Origin of the sequence: Desulfonatronum thiodismutans, assembly GCF_000717475.1 — a bacterium.
In the GTDB taxonomy this organism is placed as follows: Bacteria; Desulfobacterota; Desulfovibrionia; order Desulfovibrionales; family Desulfonatronaceae; genus Desulfonatronum; species Desulfonatronum thiodismutans.
The window spans coordinates 231,282-254,019 of sequence record NZ_JPIK01000005.1; the positions used below are offsets into that span (position 1 = coordinate 231,282).

At 59.6% G+C, this 22,738-nt stretch carries 23 protein-coding genes and 1 tRNA gene; 13 read left to right on the top strand and 11 right to left on the bottom strand.

What is annotated here, in order from left to right; all coding sequences use genetic code 11:
• Nucleotides 1–82: 82 nt before the first annotated feature.
• On the top strand, nucleotides 83–499 hold the full coding sequence (locus GY33_RS0104330; protein ID WP_031386164.1) for a DVU0524 family FlgM-associated protein: 417 nt from the start codon (nucleotides 83–85) through the stop codon (nucleotides 497–499).
• 79 nt (nucleotides 500–578) lie between these two features.
• Complete coding sequence (gene flgM / locus GY33_RS0104335; protein ID WP_031386165.1) at nucleotides 579–884, top strand: flagellar biosynthesis anti-sigma factor FlgM; 306 nt, start codon at nucleotides 579–581, stop codon at nucleotides 882–884.
• Nucleotides 885–894: 10 nt separating this feature from the next.
• Here the strand turns inward: flgM and fliW are convergent, their stop codons facing one another.
• The 11 genes from fliW to flgF form a co-directional block, all read right to left on the bottom strand.
• Nucleotides 895–1,374 carry a flagellar assembly protein FliW gene (fliW, locus tag GY33_RS0104340; RefSeq protein ID WP_035271255.1) on the bottom strand — a complete coding sequence of 160 codons (480 nt, stop codon included), beginning with the start codon at nucleotides 1,372–1,374 and terminating at the stop codon, nucleotides 895–897.
• Nucleotides 1,350–1,589, bottom strand: coding sequence for a carbon storage regulator CsrA (csrA, locus tag GY33_RS0104345; RefSeq protein ID WP_031386167.1), 240 nt, complete (start codon nucleotides 1,587–1,589; stop codon nucleotides 1,350–1,352). Before csrA ends, fliW begins: the two co-directional genes overlap by 25 nt.
• A gap of 25 nt (nucleotides 1,590–1,614) precedes the next feature.
• On the bottom strand, nucleotides 1,615–3,114 hold the full coding sequence (gene flgL / locus GY33_RS0104350) for a flagellar hook-associated protein FlgL (protein WP_031386168.1): 1,500 nt from the start codon (nucleotides 3,112–3,114) through the stop codon (nucleotides 1,615–1,617).
• A 28-nt stretch (nucleotides 3,115–3,142) separates the two neighbouring features.
• Nucleotides 3,143–5,221: a flagellar hook-associated protein FlgK gene (gene flgK, locus GY33_RS0104355; RefSeq protein ID WP_031386169.1), complete on the bottom strand. Its 2,079-nt coding sequence runs from the start codon at nucleotides 5,219–5,221 to the stop codon at nucleotides 3,143–3,145.
• 9 nt (nucleotides 5,222–5,230) lie between these two features.
• Nucleotides 5,231–5,710: a flagellar protein FlgN gene (locus GY33_RS0104360; RefSeq protein WP_031386170.1), complete on the bottom strand. Its 480-nt coding sequence runs from the start codon at nucleotides 5,708–5,710 to the stop codon at nucleotides 5,231–5,233.
• Between the two features lie 68 nt (nucleotides 5,711–5,778).
• Nucleotides 5,779–6,948, bottom strand: a complete 1,170-nt coding sequence (locus tag GY33_RS19625) for a peptidoglycan DD-metalloendopeptidase family protein (protein ID WP_051822279.1) — start codon at nucleotides 6,946–6,948, stop codon at nucleotides 5,779–5,781.
• Nucleotides 6,949–8,070, bottom strand: a complete 1,122-nt coding sequence (locus GY33_RS0104370; RefSeq protein ID WP_031386172.1) for a flagellar basal body P-ring protein FlgI — start codon at nucleotides 8,068–8,070, stop codon at nucleotides 6,949–6,951. It lies immediately after the preceding gene.
• 201 nt (nucleotides 8,071–8,271) lie between these two features.
• Nucleotides 8,272–9,006, bottom strand: a complete 735-nt coding sequence (locus GY33_RS0104375) for a flagellar basal body L-ring protein FlgH (RefSeq protein ID WP_031386173.1) — start codon at nucleotides 9,004–9,006, stop codon at nucleotides 8,272–8,274.
• Between the two features lie 71 nt (nucleotides 9,007–9,077).
• Nucleotides 9,078–10,061 carry a flagellar basal body P-ring formation chaperone FlgA gene (flgA, locus tag GY33_RS0104380; protein ID WP_051822280.1) on the bottom strand — a complete coding sequence of 328 codons (984 nt, stop codon included), beginning with the start codon at nucleotides 10,059–10,061 and terminating at the stop codon, nucleotides 9,078–9,080.
• A gap of 38 nt (nucleotides 10,062–10,099) precedes the next feature.
• Nucleotides 10,100–10,882 carry a flagellar basal-body rod protein FlgG gene (flgG, locus tag GY33_RS0104385; RefSeq protein WP_031386175.1) on the bottom strand — a complete coding sequence of 261 codons (783 nt, stop codon included), beginning with the start codon at nucleotides 10,880–10,882 and terminating at the stop codon, nucleotides 10,100–10,102.
• A gap of 35 nt (nucleotides 10,883–10,917) precedes the next feature.
• The gene (gene flgF / locus GY33_RS0104390; protein ID WP_031386176.1) at nucleotides 10,918–11,694 is read right to left on the bottom strand and encodes a flagellar basal-body rod protein FlgF; all 777 of its coding nucleotides are present in this window, start codon (nucleotides 11,692–11,694) and stop codon (nucleotides 10,918–10,920) included.
• 108 nt (nucleotides 11,695–11,802) lie between these two features.
• On the opposite strand from flgF, the gene GY33_RS0104395 reads away from it, so the two are divergent.
• From GY33_RS0104395 to pnp, 11 genes are all read left to right on the top strand, one after another.
• Nucleotides 11,803–11,878 (top strand) — tRNA-Gly (locus GY33_RS0104395).
• A 104-nt stretch (nucleotides 11,879–11,982) separates the two neighbouring features.
• Nucleotides 11,983–12,471: a ribosome maturation factor RimP gene (locus GY33_RS0104400; RefSeq protein WP_161788441.1), complete on the top strand. Its 489-nt coding sequence runs from the start codon at nucleotides 11,983–11,985 to the stop codon at nucleotides 12,469–12,471.
• Between the two features lie 151 nt (nucleotides 12,472–12,622).
• The gene (nusA, locus tag GY33_RS0104405; protein ID WP_084184779.1) at nucleotides 12,623–14,104 is read left to right on the top strand and encodes a transcription termination factor NusA; all 1,482 of its coding nucleotides are present in this window, start codon (nucleotides 12,623–12,625) and stop codon (nucleotides 14,102–14,104) included.
• 82 nt (nucleotides 14,105–14,186) lie between these two features.
• Nucleotides 14,187–14,402 (top strand): YlxR family protein, encoded by a 216-nt coding sequence (locus GY33_RS21640; RefSeq protein WP_161788442.1) that lies wholly within the window; start codon nucleotides 14,187–14,189, stop codon nucleotides 14,400–14,402.
• Nucleotides 14,392–17,352 carry a translation initiation factor IF-2 gene (gene infB, locus GY33_RS0104410; protein WP_031386179.1) on the top strand — a complete coding sequence of 987 codons (2,961 nt, stop codon included), beginning with the start codon at nucleotides 14,392–14,394 and terminating at the stop codon, nucleotides 17,350–17,352. The genes GY33_RS21640 and infB overlap by 11 nt, the downstream gene beginning before the upstream one ends.
• Before the next feature lie 13 nt (nucleotides 17,353–17,365).
• A complete protein-coding gene (locus GY33_RS0104415) occupies nucleotides 17,366–17,704 on the top strand; it encodes a DUF503 domain-containing protein (RefSeq protein ID WP_051822282.1) in 339 nt (112 codons plus the stop codon).
• The gene (gene rbfA / locus GY33_RS0104420) at nucleotides 17,704–18,039 is read left to right on the top strand and encodes a 30S ribosome-binding factor RbfA (protein WP_035271256.1); all 336 of its coding nucleotides are present in this window, start codon (nucleotides 17,704–17,706) and stop codon (nucleotides 18,037–18,039) included. Before GY33_RS0104415 ends, rbfA begins: the two co-directional genes overlap by 1 nt.
• Nucleotides 18,029–19,033 (top strand): DHH family phosphoesterase, encoded by a 1,005-nt coding sequence (locus GY33_RS0104425; protein WP_035271351.1) that lies wholly within the window; start codon nucleotides 18,029–18,031, stop codon nucleotides 19,031–19,033. The genes rbfA and GY33_RS0104425 overlap by 11 nt, the downstream gene beginning before the upstream one ends.
• A gap of 32 nt (nucleotides 19,034–19,065) precedes the next feature.
• Nucleotides 19,066–20,010: a tRNA pseudouridine(55) synthase TruB gene (gene truB, locus GY33_RS0104430; RefSeq protein ID WP_031386183.1), complete on the top strand. Its 945-nt coding sequence runs from the start codon at nucleotides 19,066–19,068 to the stop codon at nucleotides 20,008–20,010.
• Between the two features lie 82 nt (nucleotides 20,011–20,092).
• Complete coding sequence (gene rpsO / locus GY33_RS0104435; protein WP_028572360.1) at nucleotides 20,093–20,362, top strand: 30S ribosomal protein S15; 270 nt, start codon at nucleotides 20,093–20,095, stop codon at nucleotides 20,360–20,362.
• Between the two features lie 88 nt (nucleotides 20,363–20,450).
• Entirely contained in the window at nucleotides 20,451–22,670 is a 2,220-nt protein-coding gene (gene pnp / locus GY33_RS0104440; RefSeq protein ID WP_031386184.1) for a polyribonucleotide nucleotidyltransferase, read from the top strand.
• The last annotated feature ends 68 nt before the right edge of the window (nucleotides 22,671–22,738 follow it).

Sequence of the window (22,738 nt, forward strand, 5' to 3'; positions counted from 1 at the left end):
CGCAATTCAAAGTATTCTAGGTGCTTTTAGGCCTAAAGTTTTTCAGGTATCCGCCGATAAAGGTCATGAGGAGAAATCCGCTGTGACCATTCAGCCATTCCAAGTTCAAAACATGCTTCGCGTTTACGACCAGCACCTGGATCAGGGGCGGCGAATGGCGCGATATCGCATGCTGCTCCAGCGGGCTTCGCCGGGGGACGTAGTCAATTTGTCCCAGGAGTCCCGCCGAAAGCAGTTGGTGGAGAAGATCGCCACCGAGATCATGGACAGTCTGATGGTTTCCGGGAGTAACAATCCGGTTGTCCTGGACATCAAACGGGACCTGCAACGGGAGTTCGGCTATGAAATGGAGTTCCGGTATCTTCCCCTGGAGCCCGAGATGCAGATCCTGCGCAAGGACGGAGAAGATTTGGTCGAAGTCACCGGCGAGGAGAAGGTATCCATTATTGAACGTTTTTGGCGCATTACCCTGGACAAGGTCAACGAGACGATGCTGTAGTGGGCCAAGCCCGCATGCCCGCGCCTAAAGCACAGCGGGATTTTGCCGATAGAGGGTTAGAGAGCAAGGAGGCAAAAAAATGCAAATCAAGAATCTGATTGATACCTTTCGTCCCGCGGAAAATCGGGATGTCGGGAACAAGTCGGCCCGGGGCGGGACTGCTTCGGGAGCTTCGACCCAGCAGAGTGACCGAGTCACCCTCTCCGCCGGGGCCCAGACTTTGCGCGCCGCGATGACCGCCGCCCAAGCCAGTTCCGGGGTACGCGCGGAGCGGGTCGAGCAGCTCAAACATCAGGTGGAGACCAACACCTATGAGATGAACAGCCGCAGGACCGCCGAAAAACTGGTGGAGCAGGAAAGCAGCCTCTGGGAGCGGTCGGTTTGACGCCTGTCGCTTATGACGGCTCGTGTGTTGAGCCTTCGCCTGTTTGACCTCCCCCGGCCAGATGCAGCCTCGGGGGGTGTCGCAACTGGTTCTGCGGGACCTGCATCCCTCTGCGCAGGCGAATGTTGATGACCAAAGGGCCGACCAGGTTCAGCACCGCATCCTCCGGCTTGCCCGGCGGGATGGTCACGGTGACCAGGACCACGGCCTCGCGAATGTTCTTCAACCGCAGCAGTTCCTGCTCGGGCGTGCTGATCTTGATCCGATAATCCGGCACGTACACGTAGGGGTCGGCGACCATTAGGCCCAGTTGCGGATCCGTGCTGCTCTGCAGCAGAAAGAAAGCCGAATCCTCCCGCAACCGGACCAGGGCAAAATCCCGTTGCGCTTCAAAACCCACCAATCCCTTGGGAAACAGGATCAGGCGATCCTGCTCCACATGCAGCGGCCCGACCCGGGAATGAATCACTCTTTCTTTTTTCTGGACCATAATTCCGTCGCCATGAAAAAGTCTTGCTCCGTGGCCCGCGCGGCCATCAGATTTTCTTCCTTGATCCGCAAATAGACCTCCTCCCGATGCACGGTCAGGTCCCTGGGGATGTCAAACCCCAACTTGACCTGATTGCCCTGGACCTTGAGCACGGTGACCTTGATGTCGTCGCCCAGGTACAGGCTTTCTCCCGCCTTTCGGGTCAAAATGAGCATGGTTCGTTGATCCGTGCCATCAGGCTTACATGAAATTGACCAGGCTCATGCGCATGATGGTGGTGGAGGATTTCAAAACGGCCTCGTAGGTGATCTGCTGCATGTGCATCTGGGTCATCAACTCGGCAATGTCCACGTCTTCGATGCTGCTTTTGCGCTCGGATGCGTTCAACTGCAATCCGTACAGAATGTTGTCCGTGATATCCAACCGATTCCGCCGCGCTCCGACCCCGGCAAGATAGGTGGAGATGTGACTCTGCACGTCGGTCAGATCGTCCAGGGCTTCCTGAGCACCTTGCTGGGTGTTCGTCTCCAGATATCCGACCAGTTTGCCGACGGTTTCAAAAAGATTGCTGGACAGCTTGCCGCGCAGCTCCACGGGTTGACCGTTGTACAGCCCGCCGAACACATCCATGCCGATGTTGTTGATCTGAATGGTTTCGTTCTGGGAGATTTCGACGTGCATCAAGGCGCGGTTGGGGCGGATGACAAACTGGTCGCCTCCAGCCGGATCGTCGTCAAGGTTCAGAAAACCACCGGGAACCGGGAGGGATGGGCTACCGTTCGCAGGAGCCGTATTTCCCTCCACCCAACTGCGTCCGCCGTCCGTGCTGTAGGAATAATTGACGTTGCCACCGGCAACGGAGTCAACCCGGACATTGACGTTTTTCTTGAAAACACCGGTTGCCTCCGGATCAAGGTCTGCCGTTGCCGTGGGGCCGAAGTGTTCCACCGCGATGCTGTTTTCGTCATCCCCCTGATAAACGGCTGTTGGCCGAATCCAGAGCCAAGAACCTGATGTGTCGTTGTAGTCGGCGCTATTAGTGGCAACCACAGTCGCAGTATCGTTTACCGTCACCCGAACGCCACCCATGACAAGAACCTGCGTGCCTATGGGGGGAGTTGAATCGTACTCACCGTTATTCCAGGTTTTCCCTCCATCCGTGGAATATCTGAAAGGGGGTTGCTCTGAGATGTCGTCGTCATCAAGAAATTGTACAAGTACGGTCCCCGATGTGCCTCCTTCCACGCTCAGAATATTTCCATCCAGTGTTCCGTTCCCGTTGCTCTGCGCGAACAAAGCTTCCCGAAACGCCAGCGTGTCGGTTTTATGGCCGGAATAGATGTATTTGCCTTCATATGAGGCGTTGGAAAGCGTGATCAGTTGGCTGTAAAGCTGGCGGGCCTCAAAGGAGATCTGTTCCCGGTTGTCCCCGGACAACGTGCCCGTCGCGGCTTGTTGGGCAAGCTCCTTGAGTCGGGTAATGACCACGTTGACCTGAATCAGGTTTTCATCGGCCAAGCCGTTCCAGCCCTGGGCCGTGTCGATGTTCTTCCGATACTGGGCCATGGAGGCCATGGAATCCCGGTAGGAGAGTACCCGGGACATGCCGATGGGATCATCCGAGGGACGGTTAATCTTTTTCTGGCTGGAAGCCTGCAGGTTCAGCTCGACCAGGCCCGAAAGCGACCGGTTCATGTAGCTGAGCACGTTTGCGTAGATATTTCGATGGCTGACACGCATGAGGCTTTGCTCCTTGCCGACGTTACGTCTACTTCATGGCTAAGATGGTCTGAAACATCTGGTCCGCCGTGGAGATGAGCTTGGCAGCGGCGCTATAGGAATGCTGAAATTTGATCAGGCTGCTCATTTCTTCGTCCAGGTTTACGCCGGAAATTTCTTCCTGGCGGTTTCGCAGATCGTCGGACAGGGCCTTGTTGAAGCTATAGTTGAAACTGGCGTTGCTCGTGGCCGCCCCGATGTCGCCGACCAGGGAACCGTAAAAACTTTGCAGGGTTTGCGAGGTTTTTCCCTGGAAGGTCGTTCTGAAATTGACTTTTTCGTACTGAAGGGCCGCGATGGCCTTGGCCGTTTCATTGTCTCCGGTGTTGATTTCCCCGGCACCATTGACGTGCCCGACATTGATCAGCGAAAGATTGTTGAAAACATCCTGGTTTATACTGAGGCCGCGCGCGTCCGTGCCGTCAAAGAACGTGTTGATGCCCAGGGCCGCCAGGAGGCCGGTGGAGTCGGAGCCGAAGGCGAAAGTATTGCCGGATGTTGAAATCAGTTGCAGTCGATTGTCGACAACGGATGCGGTTATATCAGTTCCTGCTAAACTAGCGTTGAGGGCCAAAACAACATCATCAAGGCTATGATCGAGAGCACTAAAATTCGCTTGGCTTGGATCGGCGGCTGTAAAGTCAATTGTATGGGGAGTGCCTGAGTTTCCGGAACCAAATACCCAAATCGTCAAGCTTCCGTCTTGCAACTTATCCCCATAGAACAAACCGGAAGACAAGCTGCCCAAAGGTATTGATTGATCCGAAACCCCATACGTCCCCAGCACCTGCCCGAATTTTTCCAGCCCAGCCCCTTGGCTGTGTATCCGGTTCACTTCCCAGGCCATGGTTGAAGCGAGCGAGTCCAGTTTTTCCCGGAAGTTGCCGATATAGTCGTCTCGGAAGTTGAAATAGCCGGTCAGAGAGCCGCCGGTGATCCTTCGGCGGTTGTCCTCCCCGTTAAAATGGATCTGGGGAGTGATGTTCATTTTTGAAGACGTATTTTCGTACCAATACAGTCCGCTTTTGGGCACGATTGTAAACTTGTCTCCCGCTGTTAACACTCCGTCATCAAACCAGATATCAAGGCCTTCGATCGTCACCTTGCTATCTTGCAACTGGGTAGTGAACTCGCGTTGAACTCCATTGTCATCCTTGAGCCAAGTGACACCACCATCTAGCGAGACCCTATAAGTGGCCACATCATCAGCATCACCGCCAGCCAGTACTTCAACAAGGTATTCACGTTCTGAAGTACCAGAAAAATTAATATTACTCGTTGAGGTTGGGGCAAGAGATTTGAATGCTTGCGCCCCCTCAAACTTCAACTCAAAGAAATGCTGCCCGTCCACCAACGTATGGCCCGCCGTGGTCATGACGAAGAATTCGCCGTTGCCCTTGTCCTGGGTCTGGATGTCCAGGAGGCCGGCGAGTTCGCGGACCATGGAGTCGCGTTTGTCCAGGAGGGCGTTGGCGTTGTTCTGGCCAGGGATGTCGTGGACCGTGATCCTGCTGTTGATTTCGGCGATTTCCCGGAGCAATTCATTGGCCCGGTTCACGTCCTGCCGGATGAAGTCATCCATCTGGCGCTGGAATAGCCCCAGGTCGCGTTCCAACTGGTTGATTATCTGAGTCATGTTTTGGGCCGTGCTGGTGAGCTGGCCGCGAGAGGCCATGTCGTCCGGGCGCAGGGAGACGTTCTGCCAGTCCGCCCAGAACTTGGCCATCACGTCGTTAAGGCCGTCGCCGATGGACTCGTTGAACAACAACTCCACCTGACGCAGGTTCGCGTGCAGGGAATCCCAGCGGTGCATGGTGGAGGACTTGTCCAGGTACTGGCGCTCAATGAAATAGTCGTAATGGCGGATGACTTCCTTGGCGGTCACGCCCGTTCCGATTTGCCCTGGGCGATAATCGATGCTCGGGTTTTCCTCCAGACGGACGGTACGCCGACTGTAACCCGGAGTATTCACGTTGGCGATGTTCTCGCCGGTGACGTGAATGGCGGCCTGGAAGGCCAGGAGTGCGCCCTTGCCGGTGTTCAGGAGTGAGTTGACGCCGACGGTCATGAAAATATCCTACAGTCTGCCCTTGAGCAGGGCGCCCGTGTCGCCGGGATGCAGCCATCTGCCGCGTTGGGAGTAGGTATGCCCGTTTTTGGGCCGGATTTCGTTGGTCAGGTAATCCAGGAGGGCTTGGTTCTGGTCCATCAGGCCGCGGGTGATCACGGCGTTTTGGGCGGCTTTTCTGGCGCAGTCCTGTTCCTGAACGTCGATTTGGCGGAGGGTATCACGAACCTGATCTCGGATGGACTCATCCAGAATCAGCGGCAGGTCGCGAATGCCCGGAAGGGCGGGGTCGATTTTGCGGATGGTGTCCTTGAGGTCCCGACGTTCCTCGCTGATCTGGCGCAACAATTCCTGAATGGAAAATTCCACTGAAGCCACGGACTGGGGGTCGCTCTTGCTCAGGTGCTGAAACTCCTCGTCCAGGAGGTGGGACAGGAGAAAGAGCGCCTGTTTTTGACGATGCAGATTTTGCAGTATGGCTCGGGACATGATCGACCTCGCGGGGTTGAGTGCAAATTTTTCCGGGTCGTCCGGCATATCCTCGACACATTCAAAAACTAGGCCGACTCTTGTTTACCGATGTGCAATCCGGCTTCCAGACGATCCCGAATCTGTTTCGGGTTCCAAGCCGTGGCGCCCTGACGGACCTCGAAGTGCAGGTGGGGGCCGGTGGAGCGACCGGTGGAGCCCACCGTGGCGATCTGTTGCCCAGCCTGGATTTTGTCTCCGACCTTGACCGTGTTTCCGTCGTTGTGAGCGTAGTAGGAACGCCATCCTCCAGCATGCTCCAGAACCACCATGTTCCCGTATCCGCCGCGTTGGCCCACGAAGACCACCCGCCCGTCCCAGGCCGCCCCGATGGGCGTCCCCTTGGGGGCAACCATGTCCACGCCGGAGTGCCAGGCCTGCTCCCCGGTGAACGGGTCCCGACGCCAGCCGAACCCGGAGCTGACCCGGCCTTCAAGAGGCCAGTGCATGGGGGGCAGAATCGGAGAGGGCGAATCGATGTTTCCGGTTGGGCTCAGGCCGTCGACCGACCCCGGGTGTTCCGGGACTACCCCGCCGCGTTCCTCAATGGACCGGGCAAGGGAGCGCACCATGCTCATGGTGCTGGTGGTTCCGGGAATGGTGACGGAGTCGAAGGAAGACGCTCCGGCGCGCCCCGGAGCATCGGGCACGGCGTAAGGCCCTTGGGACGAGGCCACTTGTGGATAGTTCTCAACTTGAGAGGACTTCTGGTCCTCTTCCGAGGCGACGGAGGCCGTGGGTGGGGTCGTGGTTGGAGCAAGGATGGTCAGGGGCATGGGCTTGCCCATCGGATCGCTGTCCTTGGTGGCCTGGACCTGGGTTTGCCGGAGCTGCTCGAAGATCATGTCGCCCAGGCCGATACCGCCGCTTCGAGCCAGGACCGAGGCCATTTCCATGTCAAAATGAGACTGCCAGAATTCTTCACCCTTGCCCCGCAGCGGGTCGTGGTGCGGAACCGTGGCCCGCATCTGCTTGATGAGCTGGTGCAGGAACATGGCCTCGAAATCCTGACTGGCTTCGCGCAGCTTGCTCTCGTGCTTGGCGGTCGCCGCGTCTTGCGGATCGCCTTTAACGGAGGCTCTCTGGGAATCCTCGGACGATTCACCGGAACGCAGTCCCCGGAGCGCATCGAAGCGCCGGTGAACATCGCTCTGCCCATGACCGAGCAGCAGGGTGTTCGTATCCGGCAGGCTGATCATCTAGATCACCTCCACATCCGCATGCAGCGCTCCGGCCGACTTCAGGGTGCGCAGGATGGAGATCAGGTCGCGGGGCGTCGCGCCGATGGCGTTGAGGCCGTTGACCAGGTCTTGCAGCGTGGCGCCTTCCAGCAGGGTCAGGCGGCGATCTTCCTCGCGAATGCCCAGTTCGGTGCGGGGAACCACGGCTGTTTGGCCCAAAGAGAAAGGTTGAGGCTGGACCACCTCCGGACGCTCGGACACGACGATGTGCAGATTGCCGTGGGCCACGGCGACCTTGGACAGACGGACGTTCTGGCCCACGACCACGGTGCCGGTCTTCTCATCCACCACGACCCGGGCACGTGAGTCCGGCGTGATGGGCAGGCCCTCCAGGGCCGCGATGAAGGGAACCAGATTGCCCTGGTACATTTCCGGGATGTCCACTTCGATGGTGGAGACGTCCATGGCCCGGGCCAGGGGGGTGCCGAAGTTGGCGTTGATCCGGTCCACAACCTGGACCGCTGTGGAAAAGTCCTTGGTCTGGAGATGCAGAACCACGTTATGCTGCTCATTGAACTGGAAGGGGACGGAGCGTTCCACCGTGGCTCCGTTGGGGATCAGGCCCACGGTGGTGATGTTTTTCTGAGCCTGGGCCGCATCGCCGCCGGCGCTGAACCCACCCAGAAGCAAGGGGCCCTGGGCCAGGGCGTAGGTCTGGCCGTCCACGCCGCGTAGCGGGGTCATCAGCAGGACGCCACCCAGGAGGCTGGTGGCGTCGCCCACTGAGGACACGGACACGTCCAGGTTGGAACCCGCTCGGGACGAAACGGGCATTTGGGTGGTGACCATCACCGCGGCCACGTTGCGAACCCGCAACCTGGAGCGATCCACCCGCACCCCCATCCGCTCCAGCATGTTGGTCATGGACTGGATGGTGAACTCCGCTCCCCGACGGTCGCCGGTGCCCGACAGACCAACCACCAGGCCGTAACCCACCAATTGGTTGTTGCGGTCGCCGGCCACCGTGGCGATGTCCTTGATCCGGACGCTGGCCTGGGCCGGATTCGTTCCCATCAGCGCGAATAAGAAGCCCATGGCGAGAACCAGCACGGCTGAAGTCTTGAAATATCTCTTCCACATACAATTTTCCTCCAGATTGCCGCCAGGGCAAAGGTGTCTCATGCTCGCATCGGAATCAGGTCGTAATCGAAATCGAAATCGAAATCGGGATCGAAATCGAAAAGAGCTTGATCAAAGAGCACTGAAACAACCCTGGCAATATCGATTTCGATTGCGATTTCGATTTCGATACCGATTAGAAATGGGTTCGTTTATGTAACCCTAAAACGGCCAGACATTGTCCAGTATCCGGGTCAGCCATCCGGGCCGTTGTTTGTCCGCCAGAACACCCATGCCGTAGAATTCGATGGTTGCGTCGGCCATGTGGGTGGAGAGGATGGTGTTGTCCGGGTCGATGTCCGTGGATCGGACCAGTCCCCGAACCACGACGATCTGGGTTTCGTTGTTCACACGGGTTTCCCGTGCGCCCTCCACCTGCATCAGGCCGTTGGGAAGCGTCTTGACAACCCGCGCGCCGACGGTGGCCGTGATGGTGGACTCCCGCTTGGTTTCCCCGTCGCCCTTGAAGGAGTTGGAGGTCTTGGCGCTGATCAACGGGGTATCTCCGAATTGGCCCCGTTCAATGCCCAAGACCGGCAGGCCCGCGTTGATCAGCCGTTGGTCCAAAAGATGCTCGATGCCCATGCCGATGTTGGACTCCCTGGACGTGTCCGTGGTGGCCTTGTTCGTGGCCTTGCTTTCCTCCACGACCTTGATCCGGACGATGTCCCCCACCCGCCTGGCCCGGTTGTCCGCGAAGAGCAGCTCCGCGCTGGCCGGGTTGAACAGCGAGCCGGGATTGAGTTCGGCCGGTTGGGGGTAGTCCACGGTTTGGGTCAGTATCGGGCTCGGCATGCTTTGGGTCCTGGCCGGGGCGCAGGCGAACCCGCTCAGCCCGAGGACCATTACCAGGGTCATGAGTACGGATGTTTGTATGGAGAGTGTTTTGTCGGTCATCGCATTATCCTCGTGTTTTCTTGAATTGGTCGGATCTCCAACTCGAAAGCGCAACGCGATAACGAATCGGCTCACCTGACCACCACGGTTTCATAATCCCGGATACGGGCCAGGACTTCACTATTGTTTTGCAAGTTTCGTACCGTGATGGTTTCCCCAATGGCACCGTCCTGGAGAGCCTGGACCTGGACCTGCAACCGGACCAGCTCGCCTTCATAGAGCAGCGTGATAACTTCTCCACGGCGAACGGCGGGCAGGGGTTCCAGGGCGGACAGGTAGACGACCTGGTTCATGCCCACCGGAGAGCGAATCTGCCACGGTCCGCCGGTCCCGTCCCAGACCTGTTCCCGCAAATAGGCCAAGTTCTTGCGCTGGAAGGTGACGTCGTCCAGGTCCAGCGGATTCCCCCGGTTTAGCGGTCGTCCCGCCGTGGGTACGGTTTGCCAGACGTCAAGAAAAACCGTGCCGGTGAGGCGGCGCGTGATGCGTTCGTCCACGGAGCGAACCAAAAAGCGCAAGCTGTTGCGTCCGGGTTGCGGATCCGCGGCCAGCTCCAGTTCCAGGGTGTCCTGAATGTGAGGCAGAAAAATATGGCTCGGAAGGCGAAAGTCGCGAACGGTAATTTCTTCTCCCAGCGAGCGGACCTTCGGGGTCAAAAAAGTGACGACGCGGGATCGCAGCTCTTCCTCCAGCACCACCTGCCCTCCGCCCTGGATCACGACTTGGCTCGGGATGCGCGTGGAGGCGGCGGCGTGGCCGACGTACTGCCGAAGCATGCCTGCCAAGCGGTCTTGGGAAAAAGTCAGGGTCTTGCCGCTGTCCGGAGCGGGCCACATGGGACGATCGGCGAGGCTCGTCCACTGGGCGCGGCCATGATCCGTCAACGGCACGGCGATGTCTCCAAACCGGACCACCTCGTCCTGGACCGCTGCCACGGGCTGAATCATATAATGCCAGTAACCCCGCTGGGCCTCGATCGGCTCTGCACGGACGGTCAGGCCGACCGCCGTCAAAAGCGCGAGAACCAGAATGAAACGAGTTGGAGAAGTTTGCATGGTCTGCCTTCTCATCCGTTTACCTTCCCCTCCTTACATTACCGCTTGAGCTGCGTGGCGGTCTGAAGCATCTGGTCGGAGGTCTGGATGGCCTTGGAGTTGATTTCGTAGGCCCGCTGGCCGGTGATCAGCCGGACCATCTCCTCGACCATGTCCACGTTGGAGCCTTCCAGGAAGCCTTGGGCAATGGTGCCGACGTTTTCCTCGCCGGGGACCCCTTCAATGGGATCCCCTGATGCCTCGGTGGGCAGGAACATATTCCGTCCGATGCTGTTCAGACCGGGCGGGTTAACAAAGGTAAACAGCGGGATGTCCGCGCCGGCCAACTCCTCGCCGAATCTGTCCATGGCCACGATGCGTCCGTTTTCCGTGACCACGATATTCTGGGTTTCCTGAGGCACGATGAATTCTGGCTGCAGGGCGTAGCCGTTGGCCGTGACCACCTGTCCTTCGTTGGTCAGCTTGAAGGCTCCGGCGCGGGTGTAGGCGAAGTCGCCGTTCACATCCACCTGGAAAAAACCGTCGCCTTCAATGGCCAGGTCCAAGGGGTTCCCGGTGTTTTGGAAAGACCCGGTGGAGAATTCCTTGTGCACGGTCACGGGGCGAACTCCCATGCCCACCTGAAGCCCGGTGGGAATCCGGTCTCCGGCGGCATTGGCAGCACCGGCGATTTTCATGGTTTGGTACATCAAATCTTCGAATTCAGCCCGGCTTTTCTTGAAACCCGTGGTGCTGACGTTGGCCAGGTTGTTGGACGTGACGTCGATGTTCATCTGCATGGCTTGCATGCCCGAGGCCGCCGTCCATAAGGAGCGCATCATTGAGGTTTTCCTCCGTCTATTTCAGTGCATTATTGCTATCGGGGTGAAGCCACTTCCCGGATGACCTTCTGGTCCGCTTCCTGGGCCGTGTGCATCACCTTCTGGTAGGCTTCGAAACTGCGATGGGCCTCGATCATGCTGACCATCTCGCTGACCACTTCCACGTTGGCTTGTTCCAGATAGCCCTGCACGACCGTGGCGTTGTCCGCGGGCAGCTCGGCGGCCTCGACTCCGGCTCGAAGCCGGAACATGTTCTGGCCCAGTTTTTCCAATACCTGTGGGTTGTCGAAGGTCACCAGGTCAAAATTGCCCACGGGCTCGCCATTGGCTTGGATGGCGCCGTCGGGGCCGATGACGATCCGGGCGTTGGGCTCCAGGTTCACGGGACCGCCGTCCACGAGCACGGGAAAGCCTTGATTCGTAACCAGTTCGCCGTCCGGGGTGAGACGGAAATTGCCGTTACGAGTGTAAAAGTCTCCTTCCAAGGTGCGGACCTTGAAGAAGCCATCGCCTTCAATGGCCGCGTCCAGGGGATTGCCGGTCTCCTTAGCCGATCCTTGGGCGAAGTCGATGTGGGTCAGGGCGATCCGGTTCTGGGCCAGCTCGTCCGGGACGGGGAGCAGCGATTTTTCGTTGATGGCGGAAATAGGGTCCAGCATGCCGTGGCCGAAGCGGATGAAGACGTCCCGAAAGGCCATGGTTTCACGCTTGTATCCCGTGGTGTTTACGTTCGCCAAATTGTTGGCGGTGTTTGCCAAGCGGTGTTCCTGGGTCAGGGCGCCGAACAGGGCGTTATACATACTGGTCTGCATCGCGATTCCTCCTGGTTTTGGATTCAAGCAAATTCCAAGCCATTTTTCCTGAGCTGGGTGCTTGACAAGTTCCAGGGCCTTGAGCATATGAACGACTGCGTTTCGCTGGCGGGCGTAGCTCAGCTGGTAGAGTACAAGCTTCCCAAGCTTGGTGTCGCGGGTTCGACTCCCGTCGCCCGCTCCATCTTTATTCGCAGCATCCTGATCGGTAGCGGCCCGGCCGCACAACAAAGACGACGAACGGGGTGGGCCATGTGGTCCACTTTTTTTTTGGATTTTCAGACAGCCATGCAGACTTCTCCCCCTTCTTCCCGCGCCCGGTCGGAAGAAATCCTTCGCCATCTGGAGTTATTGGTTTTGCCCGTTGTTCACGGCCTCGGTCTGGAACTTTGGGGGGTGGAGTATCTGCCCCTGGGTCGCAAGGCGTTGATCCGCATCTATATCGACGCCGAGAGCGGACCGACCATCGAGCAGTGCGCCATGGTCAGCCGCCAGCTTGGCCCTGCTCTGGAAATCGACGAACGACTTCCCGGTGCCTTTAATCTGGAGGTCTCCTCGCCCGGCCTGGAGCGTCGGTTCTTCAAGCCGGAGCAACTCCAAGGCTACCTTGGGCGGACCGTCCAGGCCCAGCTCCATGAGCCGCTGGAAGGACGCAAATCCTATCGCGGCGAGCTGTCCGCGGTGGACGACCCGACGGTCACGCTTGTGGAAAACGGTGCACCGCTGGCGTTGAATTGGAACCAAATAAAGAAGATTCATTTGATCCATGCGTTTTGACTCGAAACCGCCGAACGATTCCGGAACGGAAAGGGCTTTGGGAATCGGCGCATGGTTTCGACACATATGAAGAATTGCCGAAAACAATGATGATTGTTGCCGGCCGGAGGCGCGAAACGGCCCCGGCCCTGATATTATCCTGGAGGACGAGATGAGCGCCGAACTGCGCAAGGCCATTGAGCAAATCAGTAAAGACAGAGGAATCCACAAGGATCTTCTCATTGACACCTTGGAACGGGCCGTGCGGTCCTCGGTGACCAAAAAGCTGGGCGAGGATGTGGATATCGAGGTCACCTTCAACGAGGACAAGGGCGGCTTCGACGTCTATCAGTTCAAACGGGTGGTGGAGGAGATCGTCGATCCGGTCAGCGAGATTCTGCTTGAGGACGCCAAGCATCACGACCCCAATGTTCAGTTGGAGGACGAACTCGGTTTCGAACTGAAAGTGGAAGACTTGGGCCGGATTGCCGCCCAGTCCGCCAAGCAGGTCATCATCCAGCGGATGCGCGAAGCGGAGCAGGAAATCATTTACGAGGAGTACAAGGACCGCAAGCGGGAGATCGTCAGCGGGTCCATCCAGCGCCGGGATCGTTCCGGCTGGATCATCAACCTCGGTCGAACCGAAGCCTTGTTGCCCAAGGAAGAGCAGATTCCCAAGGAGCGGTTCCGGCGCGGCGATCAAATTCAGGCCCTGCTTTTCGACGTGCGCAAGGAAGGGCGCGGCCCGCAGATCATCGTCTCCCGGTCGCATCCGGATTACCTGACCGTGCTGTTTCATCGTGAAGTGCCGGAAGTGGGAGATGGATTCGTGCGGATCATGGGCGTGGCCAGGGACCCGGGCAGCCGGGCCAAGGTGGCGGTGATGTCCACTGATCGCGACGTGGATCCGGTGGGCGCCTGTGTTGGAGTCCGCGGCTCTCGGATTCAGAACATCGTCCAGGAACTGCGCGGCGAGCGGATCGATATTATTGTCTGGAGCCCGGAGATCACCACCTACGCGGTGAACGCTCTGTCTCCGGCGAGGATTTCCCGAATCACCGTGGACGAGGAAGACGGCGTCCTGGAAGTCGTGGTTCCGGATGATCAGCTTACATTGGCCATCGGGCGCAAGGGGCAGAACGTCAAGCTGGCGGCCAAGCTGTTGGGTTGGAAGATCGATATTTTCACGGAGAGCCGCTTCGGGACCATGTACAAGGATCGGCAGGGGCTGGAGCAGTTGGTCAGCGTGGCCGAAGTGCCTCTGGAAGCCTTTTTGGCCGCCGGCTTCAACAGCCCCATGGCCGTGGCCGAGGCCGACGACGAGCAACTGTTGACCATTCAGGGGCTGGACGAGGCCAAGGTCGCCGATGTTCGTTCAGCCATCAATTTTCTTGGCCTGATCGAACGTCCTGAGGAAGATGATGCCGAAGGCGACGAAGAGGCCGTGGACTCAGGTGCTGAGCTGAATGAAGCCGTGGATTACGATCTCGGAGAGTCTGAGAACGGGCCCGGAAGCGAGCTCGAGGAAGCAACGGAGGAAGCCGTTGAGGCGAGTGAAGAGACGGAAGCAGGTTTGGCCGAGAAGGTTGAAGGCGCTTTGGCCGGAGAAACGGGCATAAGCGCGGACCCCGAGGCGGAGCGTGTCCGAGAATGAGTCCCAAAGGGCGGGCAACGGTCTTCCCGAAGATGTTTCGAGGGAACCATTGAAATCCCAGCCGAGACGACACGCCGGGCACGTGCCTGAACGGACGTGCGTCGTCTGCCGCCGGAAGGCTCCCAAGATTGAGTTGCGGCGATTCGTGCGCGACTCTGAACGAGGACCTCTTGTTGACCTCCGTCAGCAACTGCCCGGGCGGGGACTTTACGTATGCAATCAATCATCATGTTTGGATAAATTGACGTCGACAGGGAAACGTCGGAAGCGGTGCAAGGGAGAAATGCATGGCCAATAAGATACGCATTATGGAATTGTCTTCTGAACTTGGGGTCAGCAATAAGGAATTGCTGCAAGTCTTGCGCGAGCTGGACATCCCGGTGAAAAGCCATGTCAGCAGCATCTCCGAAGAGGAGGCCGCCCAGGTTCGTGAGAGAATGCAACGCAAGGACGCCCCCGTCGATGTTCAGCAGCGTGAGGTTCAACCCGGGGTGATTTTGCGGCGGCGACGGAAGGTCGCCAAGCCGGACGTCCAGGAAGCTTCGGACGCCCCCGAGGATCAGCCTGGGGATTCCCCGGCTCCCGAAGGAACGGATGGTTCAGTGCAGGATGCGGGCAAGGAAGCGGCGGAGAAAGCTGAGGATGCGTCCGAGGCCGCTGCTCCGGCTCAACGTCGGGCTGGGAAAAAGACAGTGGACGCTCCCCGTGCACGGATTATCGGCACATCCGAAGAGCCGGTTGCCCCAGGCGTGAAAGAACCGGGCGCGGAAAAAGTTGGCGAGGATGCCCCCACCACGGATGCCTCCGAAGAGATGCAGGTTCGTGTTGAGCCGGATGCCCCAGCCGCGCAGGAAGGCCCTGGCACACGGGATGTGCCAAGTGACGCGCTGGGCACGCCGGATGTTTCCGGCACGATGGATACGCCCGCAGATGGCGTCGTGATGACCACACCCGCGGAGGAATCGGCGGTCAGTGCAAAGGCTGAGGACCCGGACGCCGTGGCTCCCGCCGACGCGGCCACTGGCGAAGAGTCCGATGCGGCTGCCTCGGAAGCCGCCGGTGAAAAGGCGAAGAAGCGTAAGCCACGGAAGCGCGAGCCGTTGATCCAGACCGGACCGCAGGTGCGGATCATTTCCAAGCCGGAAGCCAAGCCCGACTTTTCCTATAAGCCCGAAAGCAAGCCTTACACCCCCACTCCGGTACGGACGCCCGGCGCTACGGAAGCGCCTGCTCGGGCCGGGGCGGACGCCGGTACGCAGGGCGATGGCACCTCGGATCGGAAGAAGAAGAAAAAAGGCAAACGCACCGTGGAGATCACCCAGCCTACGGTGCTCGGAGAACAGGACCGCGGTGATCCGTCCTGGAAAAAGAAGAAAACCTCCCCGGTTCAGGATCGGACCGGCGGCAAGTTCCGGGCCAAGCGGTCACGTCCCAAGTTCCGTCACGAAGCCGAGGGTCAGGCCGGTCAGGCCGGAACCCAGCCGATCAAGGCCGCCAAGCGCAAGATCCGTATGGAAGAGGCCATCCGGGTTTCGGAGATGGCCAAGCAAATGGGGCTCAAGGCTCAGGAGATCATCAAAATGCTGTTTTCCATGGGCGTGATGACCACCATCAACCAGTCCATCGACATGGATACGGCGACTCTGGTGGCCGCGGAGTTCGGCTACGAAGTGGAGCAGGTCGGGTTCATGGAAGAAGGGTTCACCCACACCCGTGAAGAGGATAAACCGGAAGATCTCGCGCCGCGTTCTCCGGTTGTGACCATCATGGGCCATGTGGACCACGGCAAGACCTCTCTGTTGGACGCCATTCGCGAGTCCAACGTGACCAAGGGCGAGGCGGGGGGAATCACCCAGCATATCGGCGCCTACCATGTGGAGACCAATCGCGGCGCGGTGACCTTTCTGGACACGCCCGGACACGAAGCCTTCACGGCCATGCGTGCCCGTGGAGCCCAGGTCACGGACCTGGTTATCCTGGTGGTGGCCGCGGACGACGGCGTGATGGAACAGACCAAGGAAGCCGTGAACCATGCCAAGGCCGCCGGGGTGCCCATCGTCGTGGCCGTGAACAAGATTGACAAGGAAGACGCCAATCCCGAGCGGGTGATCCGCGAGCTGAGCGAGATGGGTCTTCTGGCCGAAGCCTGGGGCGGAGACACGATCTTCGCCAACGTCTCGGCCAAACAGCGCATCGGTCTGGACGAACTGCTGGAAATGGTCCTGCTCCAGGCCGAGGTCCTGGATCTTAAATCCAATCCGACCAAGCGGGCCCGAGGGCGGATCGTGGAAGCCCGACTGGACAAGGGCCGCGGCCCGGTGGCCACCGTGCTGATCCAGGAAGGAACCCTGCGCGACGGCGACGTCTTTGTCTGCGGCCTTTACCAGGGCAAGGTCCGGGCCATGTTCGACGACAAGGGCAAGAAGATCAAGGAAGCCGGTCCGGCTTTCCCGGTGGAAGTGCAAGGCTTTGACGGCCTGTCGGAATCCGGGGACGAATTCGTGGTGGTGGCGGATGAAAAGATCGCCCGCCGGATCGCCCAGTCCCGCATGACCAAGGAGCGGGAGAAGACCCTGGCCAAGGCCACCAAGGTCACCCTGGACAGCTTCCTGGCCTCCAAGGCGGCCGGCGAGGCCAAGTATCTGAATCTGGTCATCAAGACCGATGTGCAGGGGTCCGCCGAGGCGGTCTCCGAGTCCCTGCTCAAGCTGTCCACGGACGAGGTCCGGGTGCGGATCGTCCACTCCGGCGCCGGGGCCATCACCGAATCCGACGTCATGCTGGCCGCGGCGTCTTCGGCCATCGTGATCGGCTTCAACGTCCGGCCCGTGGCCAAGGTCAAGGAAGTGGCCGAAACCGAAAGTGTGGAAATCCGCTTTTACGACATCATCTACAACCTGGTGAACGACATCCGCGACGCCATGACCGGAATGCTCTCGCCGATCATCCGGGAGTCCTACTTGGGTCAGGCCGAAGTCCGCCAGACCTTCAGCGTGCCCAAGATCGGCATGGTGGCCGGGTGCGCGGTGATGGACGGCAAGCTGTTGCGTAATGCCAAGATTCGCCTGTTGCGCGAGGGCGTGGTGATTTACACCGGCAAGCTCAGCTCGCTGAGGCGCTTCAAGGAAGACGCCAAGGAAGTGCTCAAAGGCTTTGAATGCGGGGTGGGGCTGGCCAACTTCAACGACATCAAGGTCGGCGACGTGGTCGAGGCCTTCGAGGAAGTTTCGGAAGCGGCGACCCTGTAACCATGTTCGTCCCATGATCATCGGCGTATTGCGGCTGGAATTCCGGCTGCACGGGAACGACTCCCTCAAGGGCAAACGCAAGGTGGCCCAGAGCCTGAAACAAAAGCTGCGCAACAAGTTCAACCTTGCCGTGTCCGAAGTGGAGGCCATGGACGAGCATGAGCGGCTGATTCTGGGGGCTGTTACGGTTTCCAACGACGCGGCCCGGGTAGAAAGTCGGCTGCACAAGGCCATGGCTCTGGCCGAGGCCGCCGCGCCGGTGGAATTCGTCCAGGGCAACACGGAAATATTTCGATCAACGCAGGACCCCGGAGATCTCCGCGCGGACCTGCTGGAAGGAGGCTCATGGTAATGCGTGGTCCGTCCCGGCGATCGATTCGCCTCGCGGACATGATCCAGCGGGAACTGGCTCAGTTGCTCCAAGAGGAGATCCAGGACCCCCGGCTGGAACTGGTCACCATCAGCGGGGTGCGGCTGAATTCCGACCTGAGCATCGCCAAGGTGTTCTATACGTGCACCGACGACCCGCTCCGGCTGGAAGAAATCGCCGTCTCCCTGGGCAAGGCCAAGGGATATCTGCGTACCTTGCTGGGTAAGCGCCTGAATCTGCGCTCAACCCCGGAACTGCGCTTCGAGCGGGACATTTTTCTGGAGGACATGGTTTATGACGGCCGCCATGAAAGGTAGTACCGCGGACAGTTGGGCCAGGGTGTTGCGCCTGTTGCGCGAAGGCGACAATTTCCTGGTGGCCGGGCACAATAATCCTGACGGCGACGCCCTTGGCTCCACTGTGGCCCTGGGATGGCTACTGGAGGCTCTGGGCAAGAACTATTGCCTGTACAACGAATCACCGTTGCCGGATCGATTTTCCTGGTTGCGCTTCCCCCGTCCCTTGCAGCAGAGCCATCCGGACTGGGAACCCCGGTGGTATGTTCTGCTGGATTGCGGCGATGCGAAGCGGGTGGGCAAGGACTTGGCTGGTCGCCTGCCTCTGGAGCGGACGATCAACATCGATCACCACGTCAGCAATCGGGATTTCGGCACAGTGAACCTGGTGGAGCCGGATCGGTCTTCCGTGGGAGAGATGATCGGCTATCTGGCGCAGGAACTGAACATTCCCTTGAGCGGTCCCCTGGGTGAAGCCGTTTACCTTGCCTTGACCACGGACACGGGATCCTTCAGCTACGAAAACACCGGACCCAAGGTGCTGGAGCTGGCTGCGACCATCATTCGGCAAGGGCTGAATCCAGGACGGTTCAACTCCCTGCTGCAAAACCAGTGGCGAATGAACCGATTGAAGCTGATGGGCGACGTGCTGAGCCGGGCCAGATTGTTCGATGACGGTCGAATCGGAATGCTTTCCATTCCGAGGAGCTTTCGCGAAGAGCGTCAGGCCACCATTGAGGATTGCGACGACATGGTGGACTACATCAGGCGGGTCAAGGGGGTACAAATCGCGGTCAGTCTGCGTGAGGACGAGCCCCGCAAGATCAAATTCAGTCTGCGCTCCTCCGGTGACACGGATGTGGAGGCAATCGCTTCCTCCGTGGGCGGCGGCGGACATAAGAACGCCTCCGGGGGGGAGCTGCATCACAGCCTGGAAGACGCGGAAGCTCTTCTGGTGCGGATGACCCGCGAGTATCTTGCCCTGGCGGATAAAAACCCTTCTTCCTTGTCGTGACTTTCCCGCCCCGTATGGAACCTGTCCAACGAATGGATTCCGAGACCCCGACGCGAAAACCAGCCCAAGCCCACGGTGTGCTGGTCCTGGACAAGCCCTCTGGCCCTTCTTCCACCCAGTGCCTAGAACGGATCAAGCGCACCCTGGGGCAGCGCAAGATCGGCCATGCCGGGACTCTGGATCCGTTGGCCCAGGGCGTCTTGCTGGTTCTTCTGGGCCAGGCCACGAAAATCGCTTCCTATCTGACGGAGGGCCGTAAGCAGTACCAGGGCGTGTTGCGTTTGGGCGTTGAAACCGATACCTACGATGTTTTGGGAAAGGTTTTGAGCACGACTGATCTCATAGAGGCGGACGCCCAGAGTGTCCGCACCGCCGTTCTGGAGTGGGGGCAGCTCACCGAGCAGGAAGTGCCGCCCTATTCCGCGGCGAAGCATCAGGGCAAGCCCTTGTATGCTTTGAGTCGATCCGGGCGAGACGTCCCGGTGAAACGAAAACCGATCCAAATTTTTCAGGCGGAGGTCCTTTTCATGGAGCTCCCCCTGGTGCGCTTCCGGGTGGAATGTTCCGCCGGCACCTATATACGTTCCCTGGTCCACAGCCTGGGGAAACGCCTGCATTGCGGGGCCGTGCTGGAAGAGTTGATCCGGGAGCGCAGCCATCCCTTCGCCCTTGACCAAGCCCACGGCCTTGCTGCCGTGCTGGAGGAATCCGAGGCGTTTTCGGGGAAAGTGATCGCGTTGCGGGATGCCTTGCCGCATTTCCCACAACACATTCTTTCTCCGGAACAGTCCCGGATTGTCCGCCATGGCGGGAGATTGCCCTGGAATTTTTCCGGCAATGGCCCGCGGGACGATGCGCCTCCGGCTCCGGGTGCGCGGGCCCTGTTTCTGGATGACCGGGAACAACCCCTGGCCTTGGTCGAGTCGCGCGAAGCGGAAGGCGTGTTGCAATGGACCATCCTGCGCGGCTTGTTTTAGCCCCAGGACCCGGAGTCGAACGCTTGTCGCTTTCCGGGACCCGAATCATTCCCCGAAGGGAACAAACAAGGAGGAATCCGCTGTGGTCATGAGTATCGAAGATAAAGCCAAAGTGATCGAGGAGTACCGGTTGAAAGAGGGCGACACTGGTTCGCCCGAGGTGCAGGTGGCTCTGTTGACCCACCGCATCAACGAATTGACCGGACATTTCAAGACCCACAAGAAGGACTTTCATTCCCGGACCGGGCTGCTGAAGCTGGTCGGGAAGCGCCGGGGGCTGCTGAACTATCTTAAGAAGAAAGACGTTCAGCGCTACCGCGATCTGATCGAACGACTCAAACTGCGCAAGTAGTTTTCGCGCATGCCTTTGGAGCCCCGGCGGCCATCGCCTAGCCGGGGCTCCGTTCACTTATTTTCAGCTAAGGATATGTCTACGCATTATGAATGATCTCATGAACTGCACACGCCTGTCGACGAACCTGAACGGCAAGGAATTCATCATTGAAACCGGGAGAATGGCCAATCAGGCCGACGGCGCCGTCTGGGTGCAGTGCGGCGACACCGTCGTGCTGGTCACGGCCGTGGCCCAGGCCCTGGACCGGGAAGTTTCGTTCCTGCCCCTGACCGTGAACTATCAGGAAATGTCGTATGCCGCGGGCCAGATTCCCGGAAACTTTTTCCGGCGGGAGATCGGCCGTCCCAGCGACCGGGAGACCTTGGTTTCCCGTGTCATCGACCGGCCCATCCGGCCCATGTTCCCGAAAAAATTTCCCATGGAAATCCAGGTCATCGCCACGGTTTTGTCGGCGGACCCGGACAACGACCCGGACGTCCTGGCGCTCACCGGCGCTTCCGCGGCCCTGCACATTTCCCGGATTCCCTTCCTGGGACCCATTGCCGGAATCAGGGTCGGCTGCATCAACGGCGAGTTCGTGCTGAATCCCAGCTTCAAGGATTTGACGGAAAGCACCTTGAACCTGGTCATGGCCGCCTCACGCGACGCCGTGGTCATGGTGGAGGCCGGAGCGAGCTTTGTTCCGGAATCCCTTATCGCCAAGGCCCTGGAGTGGGGCCAGCAGCAGGCCATTCCCCTGCTGGATCTGCAGGACGAGATGCGGGAAAAGGTGGGCAAGCCCAAGATCGCACCCAAACTGACCATCATTGATCCGGACCTGTCAGCCACGGTTCGCGATTTGGCTCAGGGCAAACTGGAAGTCGCGTTGCAGATTCCGGTGAAGGCCGAACGCAAGGAGGCCCAGAAGGCCGTGCACCGGGAAGTGGTTCAGGCCCTGGTGGAAAAAGGCGTGGACATCCAGGCCGTGGGCTCCCAGGTGGACGAGATCATGGAAGCCCTGGAGAAAGAGGTGATGCGCGCCCGGATTCATCGCGAGCACGTACGCCTGGACGGTCGGGACCTGACCACGGTGCGGCCCATTGACATCCAGGTCGGTCTGCTGCCCAGAACCCACGGCTCGGCTCTGTTCACCCGCGGCGAGACCAAGGCCCTGGCCGTGGCCACCATGGGCAGCACCCGTGACGAGCAGCGCCTGGACACACTGGCCGGGGGGAGCACCAAGCGGTTCATGCTGCATTACAATTTCCCGCCCTATTGCGTTGGCGAGGCCCGGATGCTGCGCGGCCCCAGCCGCCGGGAGATCGGCCACGGCCAACTGGCTGAGCGCGCCCTGACCCCGGTCCTTCCCCAGCCAGAGGATTACCCGTTCACCCTGCGCATCGTTTCCGAGGTCATGGAGAGCAACGGCTCGTCGTCCATGGCCACGGTCTGCGGCGCGTCCTTGGCCTTGATGGACGCCGGCGTGCCCATTTCGGAACCCGTGGCCGGGATCGCCATGGGGCTGATCAAGGAAGGCGATGATTACCTGGTTCTGACGGATATCCTCGGAGCCGAGGACCATCTCGGAGACATGGACTTCAAGGTTGCCGGGACCGTCGAGGGCATCACGGCGATCCAGATGGACATCAAGATCGCCGGTATCCCCACGGACGTGCTCAGCAGGGCCTTGGATCAGGCCCGTGACGCCCGGCTGCACATTCTCAAGGAAATGAACGCCGTGCTGGATAAGCCCCGGACGGAGCTTTCACCCTACGCCCCGCAGCTCAGCGTGGTGCACATCAACCCTGAGAAAATCCGCGAAGTCATCGGGCCCGGCGGCAAGACCGTGAAGGCCATCACCGCGGCCACGGGCGCTTCCGTGGATATTGACGATTCCGGAAAGATATCCATCTTCGCCCCGACCAAGGATGCCCTGGACATGGCCGTGGAAATGGTCACGTTCTACAATCAGGTCCCGGAAATCGGCAAGGACTACATCGGTCGGGTCAAGAAGATCATCGAGTTCGGCGCGGTGGTGGAAATCCTGCCCGGAGTGGAAGGCCTGGTCCACGTTTCCCAATTGGATACGGCCCGGGTGGAACAGGTGGCGGACGTGGTTCAGCTTGGTCAGGAACTGAAGGTCAAGGTGATCGAGGTGGAGCCGTCTGGTCGGGTCCGTATGTCCCGCAAAGCCGTGATCATGGAAGAGCGCGGTGAAGTCTTCGACATGGCCTCCGCGGCCCGGCCCTCAGGCGGTCCGCGCCGGGACAGCGGCCGTGGCCGGGATGACCGGGGGCGCGGTGATCGCGACCGCGGTCGTCGATAGGCACCTTGATTGAATGCTAACCTGACGGTGTAAACACTGGTCAGGATCGAGAAAAGGCGCTGTATGCG

Bases quoted from the DNA above. Each gene is read 5' to 3' on its own strand.
- flgM (WP_031386165.1), top strand. From the start codon at position 579: ATGCAAATCAAGAATCTGATTGATACCTTTCGTCCCGCGGAAAATCGG.
- fliW (WP_035271255.1), bottom strand. From the start codon at position 1,374: ATGGTCCAGAAAAAAGAAAGAGTGATTCATTCCCGGGTCGGGCCGCTG.
- csrA (WP_031386167.1), bottom strand. From the start codon at position 1,589: ATGCTCATTTTGACCCGAAAGGCGGGAGAAAGCCTGTACCTGGGCGAC.
- flgL (WP_031386168.1), bottom strand. From the start codon at position 3,114: ATGCGTGTCAGCCATCGAAATATCTACGCAAACGTGCTCAGCTACATG.
- flgK (WP_031386169.1), bottom strand. From the start codon at position 5,221: ATGACCGTCGGCGTCAACTCACTCCTGAACACCGGCAAGGGCGCACTC.
- GY33_RS0104360 (WP_031386170.1), bottom strand. From the start codon at position 5,710: ATGTCCCGAGCCATACTGCAAAATCTGCATCGTCAAAAACAGGCGCTC.
- GY33_RS19625 (WP_051822279.1), bottom strand. From the start codon at position 6,948: ATGATCAGCCTGCCGGATACGAACACCCTGCTGCTCGGTCATGGGCAG.
- GY33_RS0104370 (WP_031386172.1), bottom strand. From the start codon at position 8,070: ATGTGGAAGAGATATTTCAAGACTTCAGCCGTGCTGGTTCTCGCCATG.
- GY33_RS0104375 (WP_031386173.1), bottom strand. From the start codon at position 9,006: ATGACCGACAAAACACTCTCCATACAAACATCCGTACTCATGACCCTG.
- flgA (WP_051822280.1), bottom strand. From the start codon at position 10,061: ATGCAAACTTCTCCAACTCGTTTCATTCTGGTTCTCGCGCTTTTGACG.
- flgG (WP_031386175.1), bottom strand. From the start codon at position 10,882: ATGATGCGCTCCTTATGGACGGCGGCCTCGGGCATGCAAGCCATGCAG.
- flgF (WP_031386176.1), bottom strand. From the start codon at position 11,694: ATGCAGACCAGTATGTATAACGCCCTGTTCGGCGCCCTGACCCAGGAA.
- GY33_RS0104400 (WP_161788441.1), top strand. From the start codon at position 11,983: ATGCAGACTTCTCCCCCTTCTTCCCGCGCCCGGTCGGAAGAAATCCTT.
- nusA (WP_084184779.1), top strand. From the start codon at position 12,623: ATGAGCGCCGAACTGCGCAAGGCCATTGAGCAAATCAGTAAAGACAGA.
- infB (WP_031386179.1), top strand. From the start codon at position 14,392: ATGGCCAATAAGATACGCATTATGGAATTGTCTTCTGAACTTGGGGTC.
- GY33_RS0104415 (WP_051822282.1), top strand. From the start codon at position 17,366: ATGATCATCGGCGTATTGCGGCTGGAATTCCGGCTGCACGGGAACGAC.
- rbfA (WP_035271256.1), top strand. From the start codon at position 17,704: ATGCGTGGTCCGTCCCGGCGATCGATTCGCCTCGCGGACATGATCCAG.
- GY33_RS0104425 (WP_035271351.1), top strand. From the start codon at position 18,029: ATGAAAGGTAGTACCGCGGACAGTTGGGCCAGGGTGTTGCGCCTGTTG.
- truB (WP_031386183.1), top strand. From the start codon at position 19,066: ATGGATTCCGAGACCCCGACGCGAAAACCAGCCCAAGCCCACGGTGTG.
- pnp (WP_031386184.1), top strand. From the start codon at position 20,451: ATGAATGATCTCATGAACTGCACACGCCTGTCGACGAACCTGAACGGC.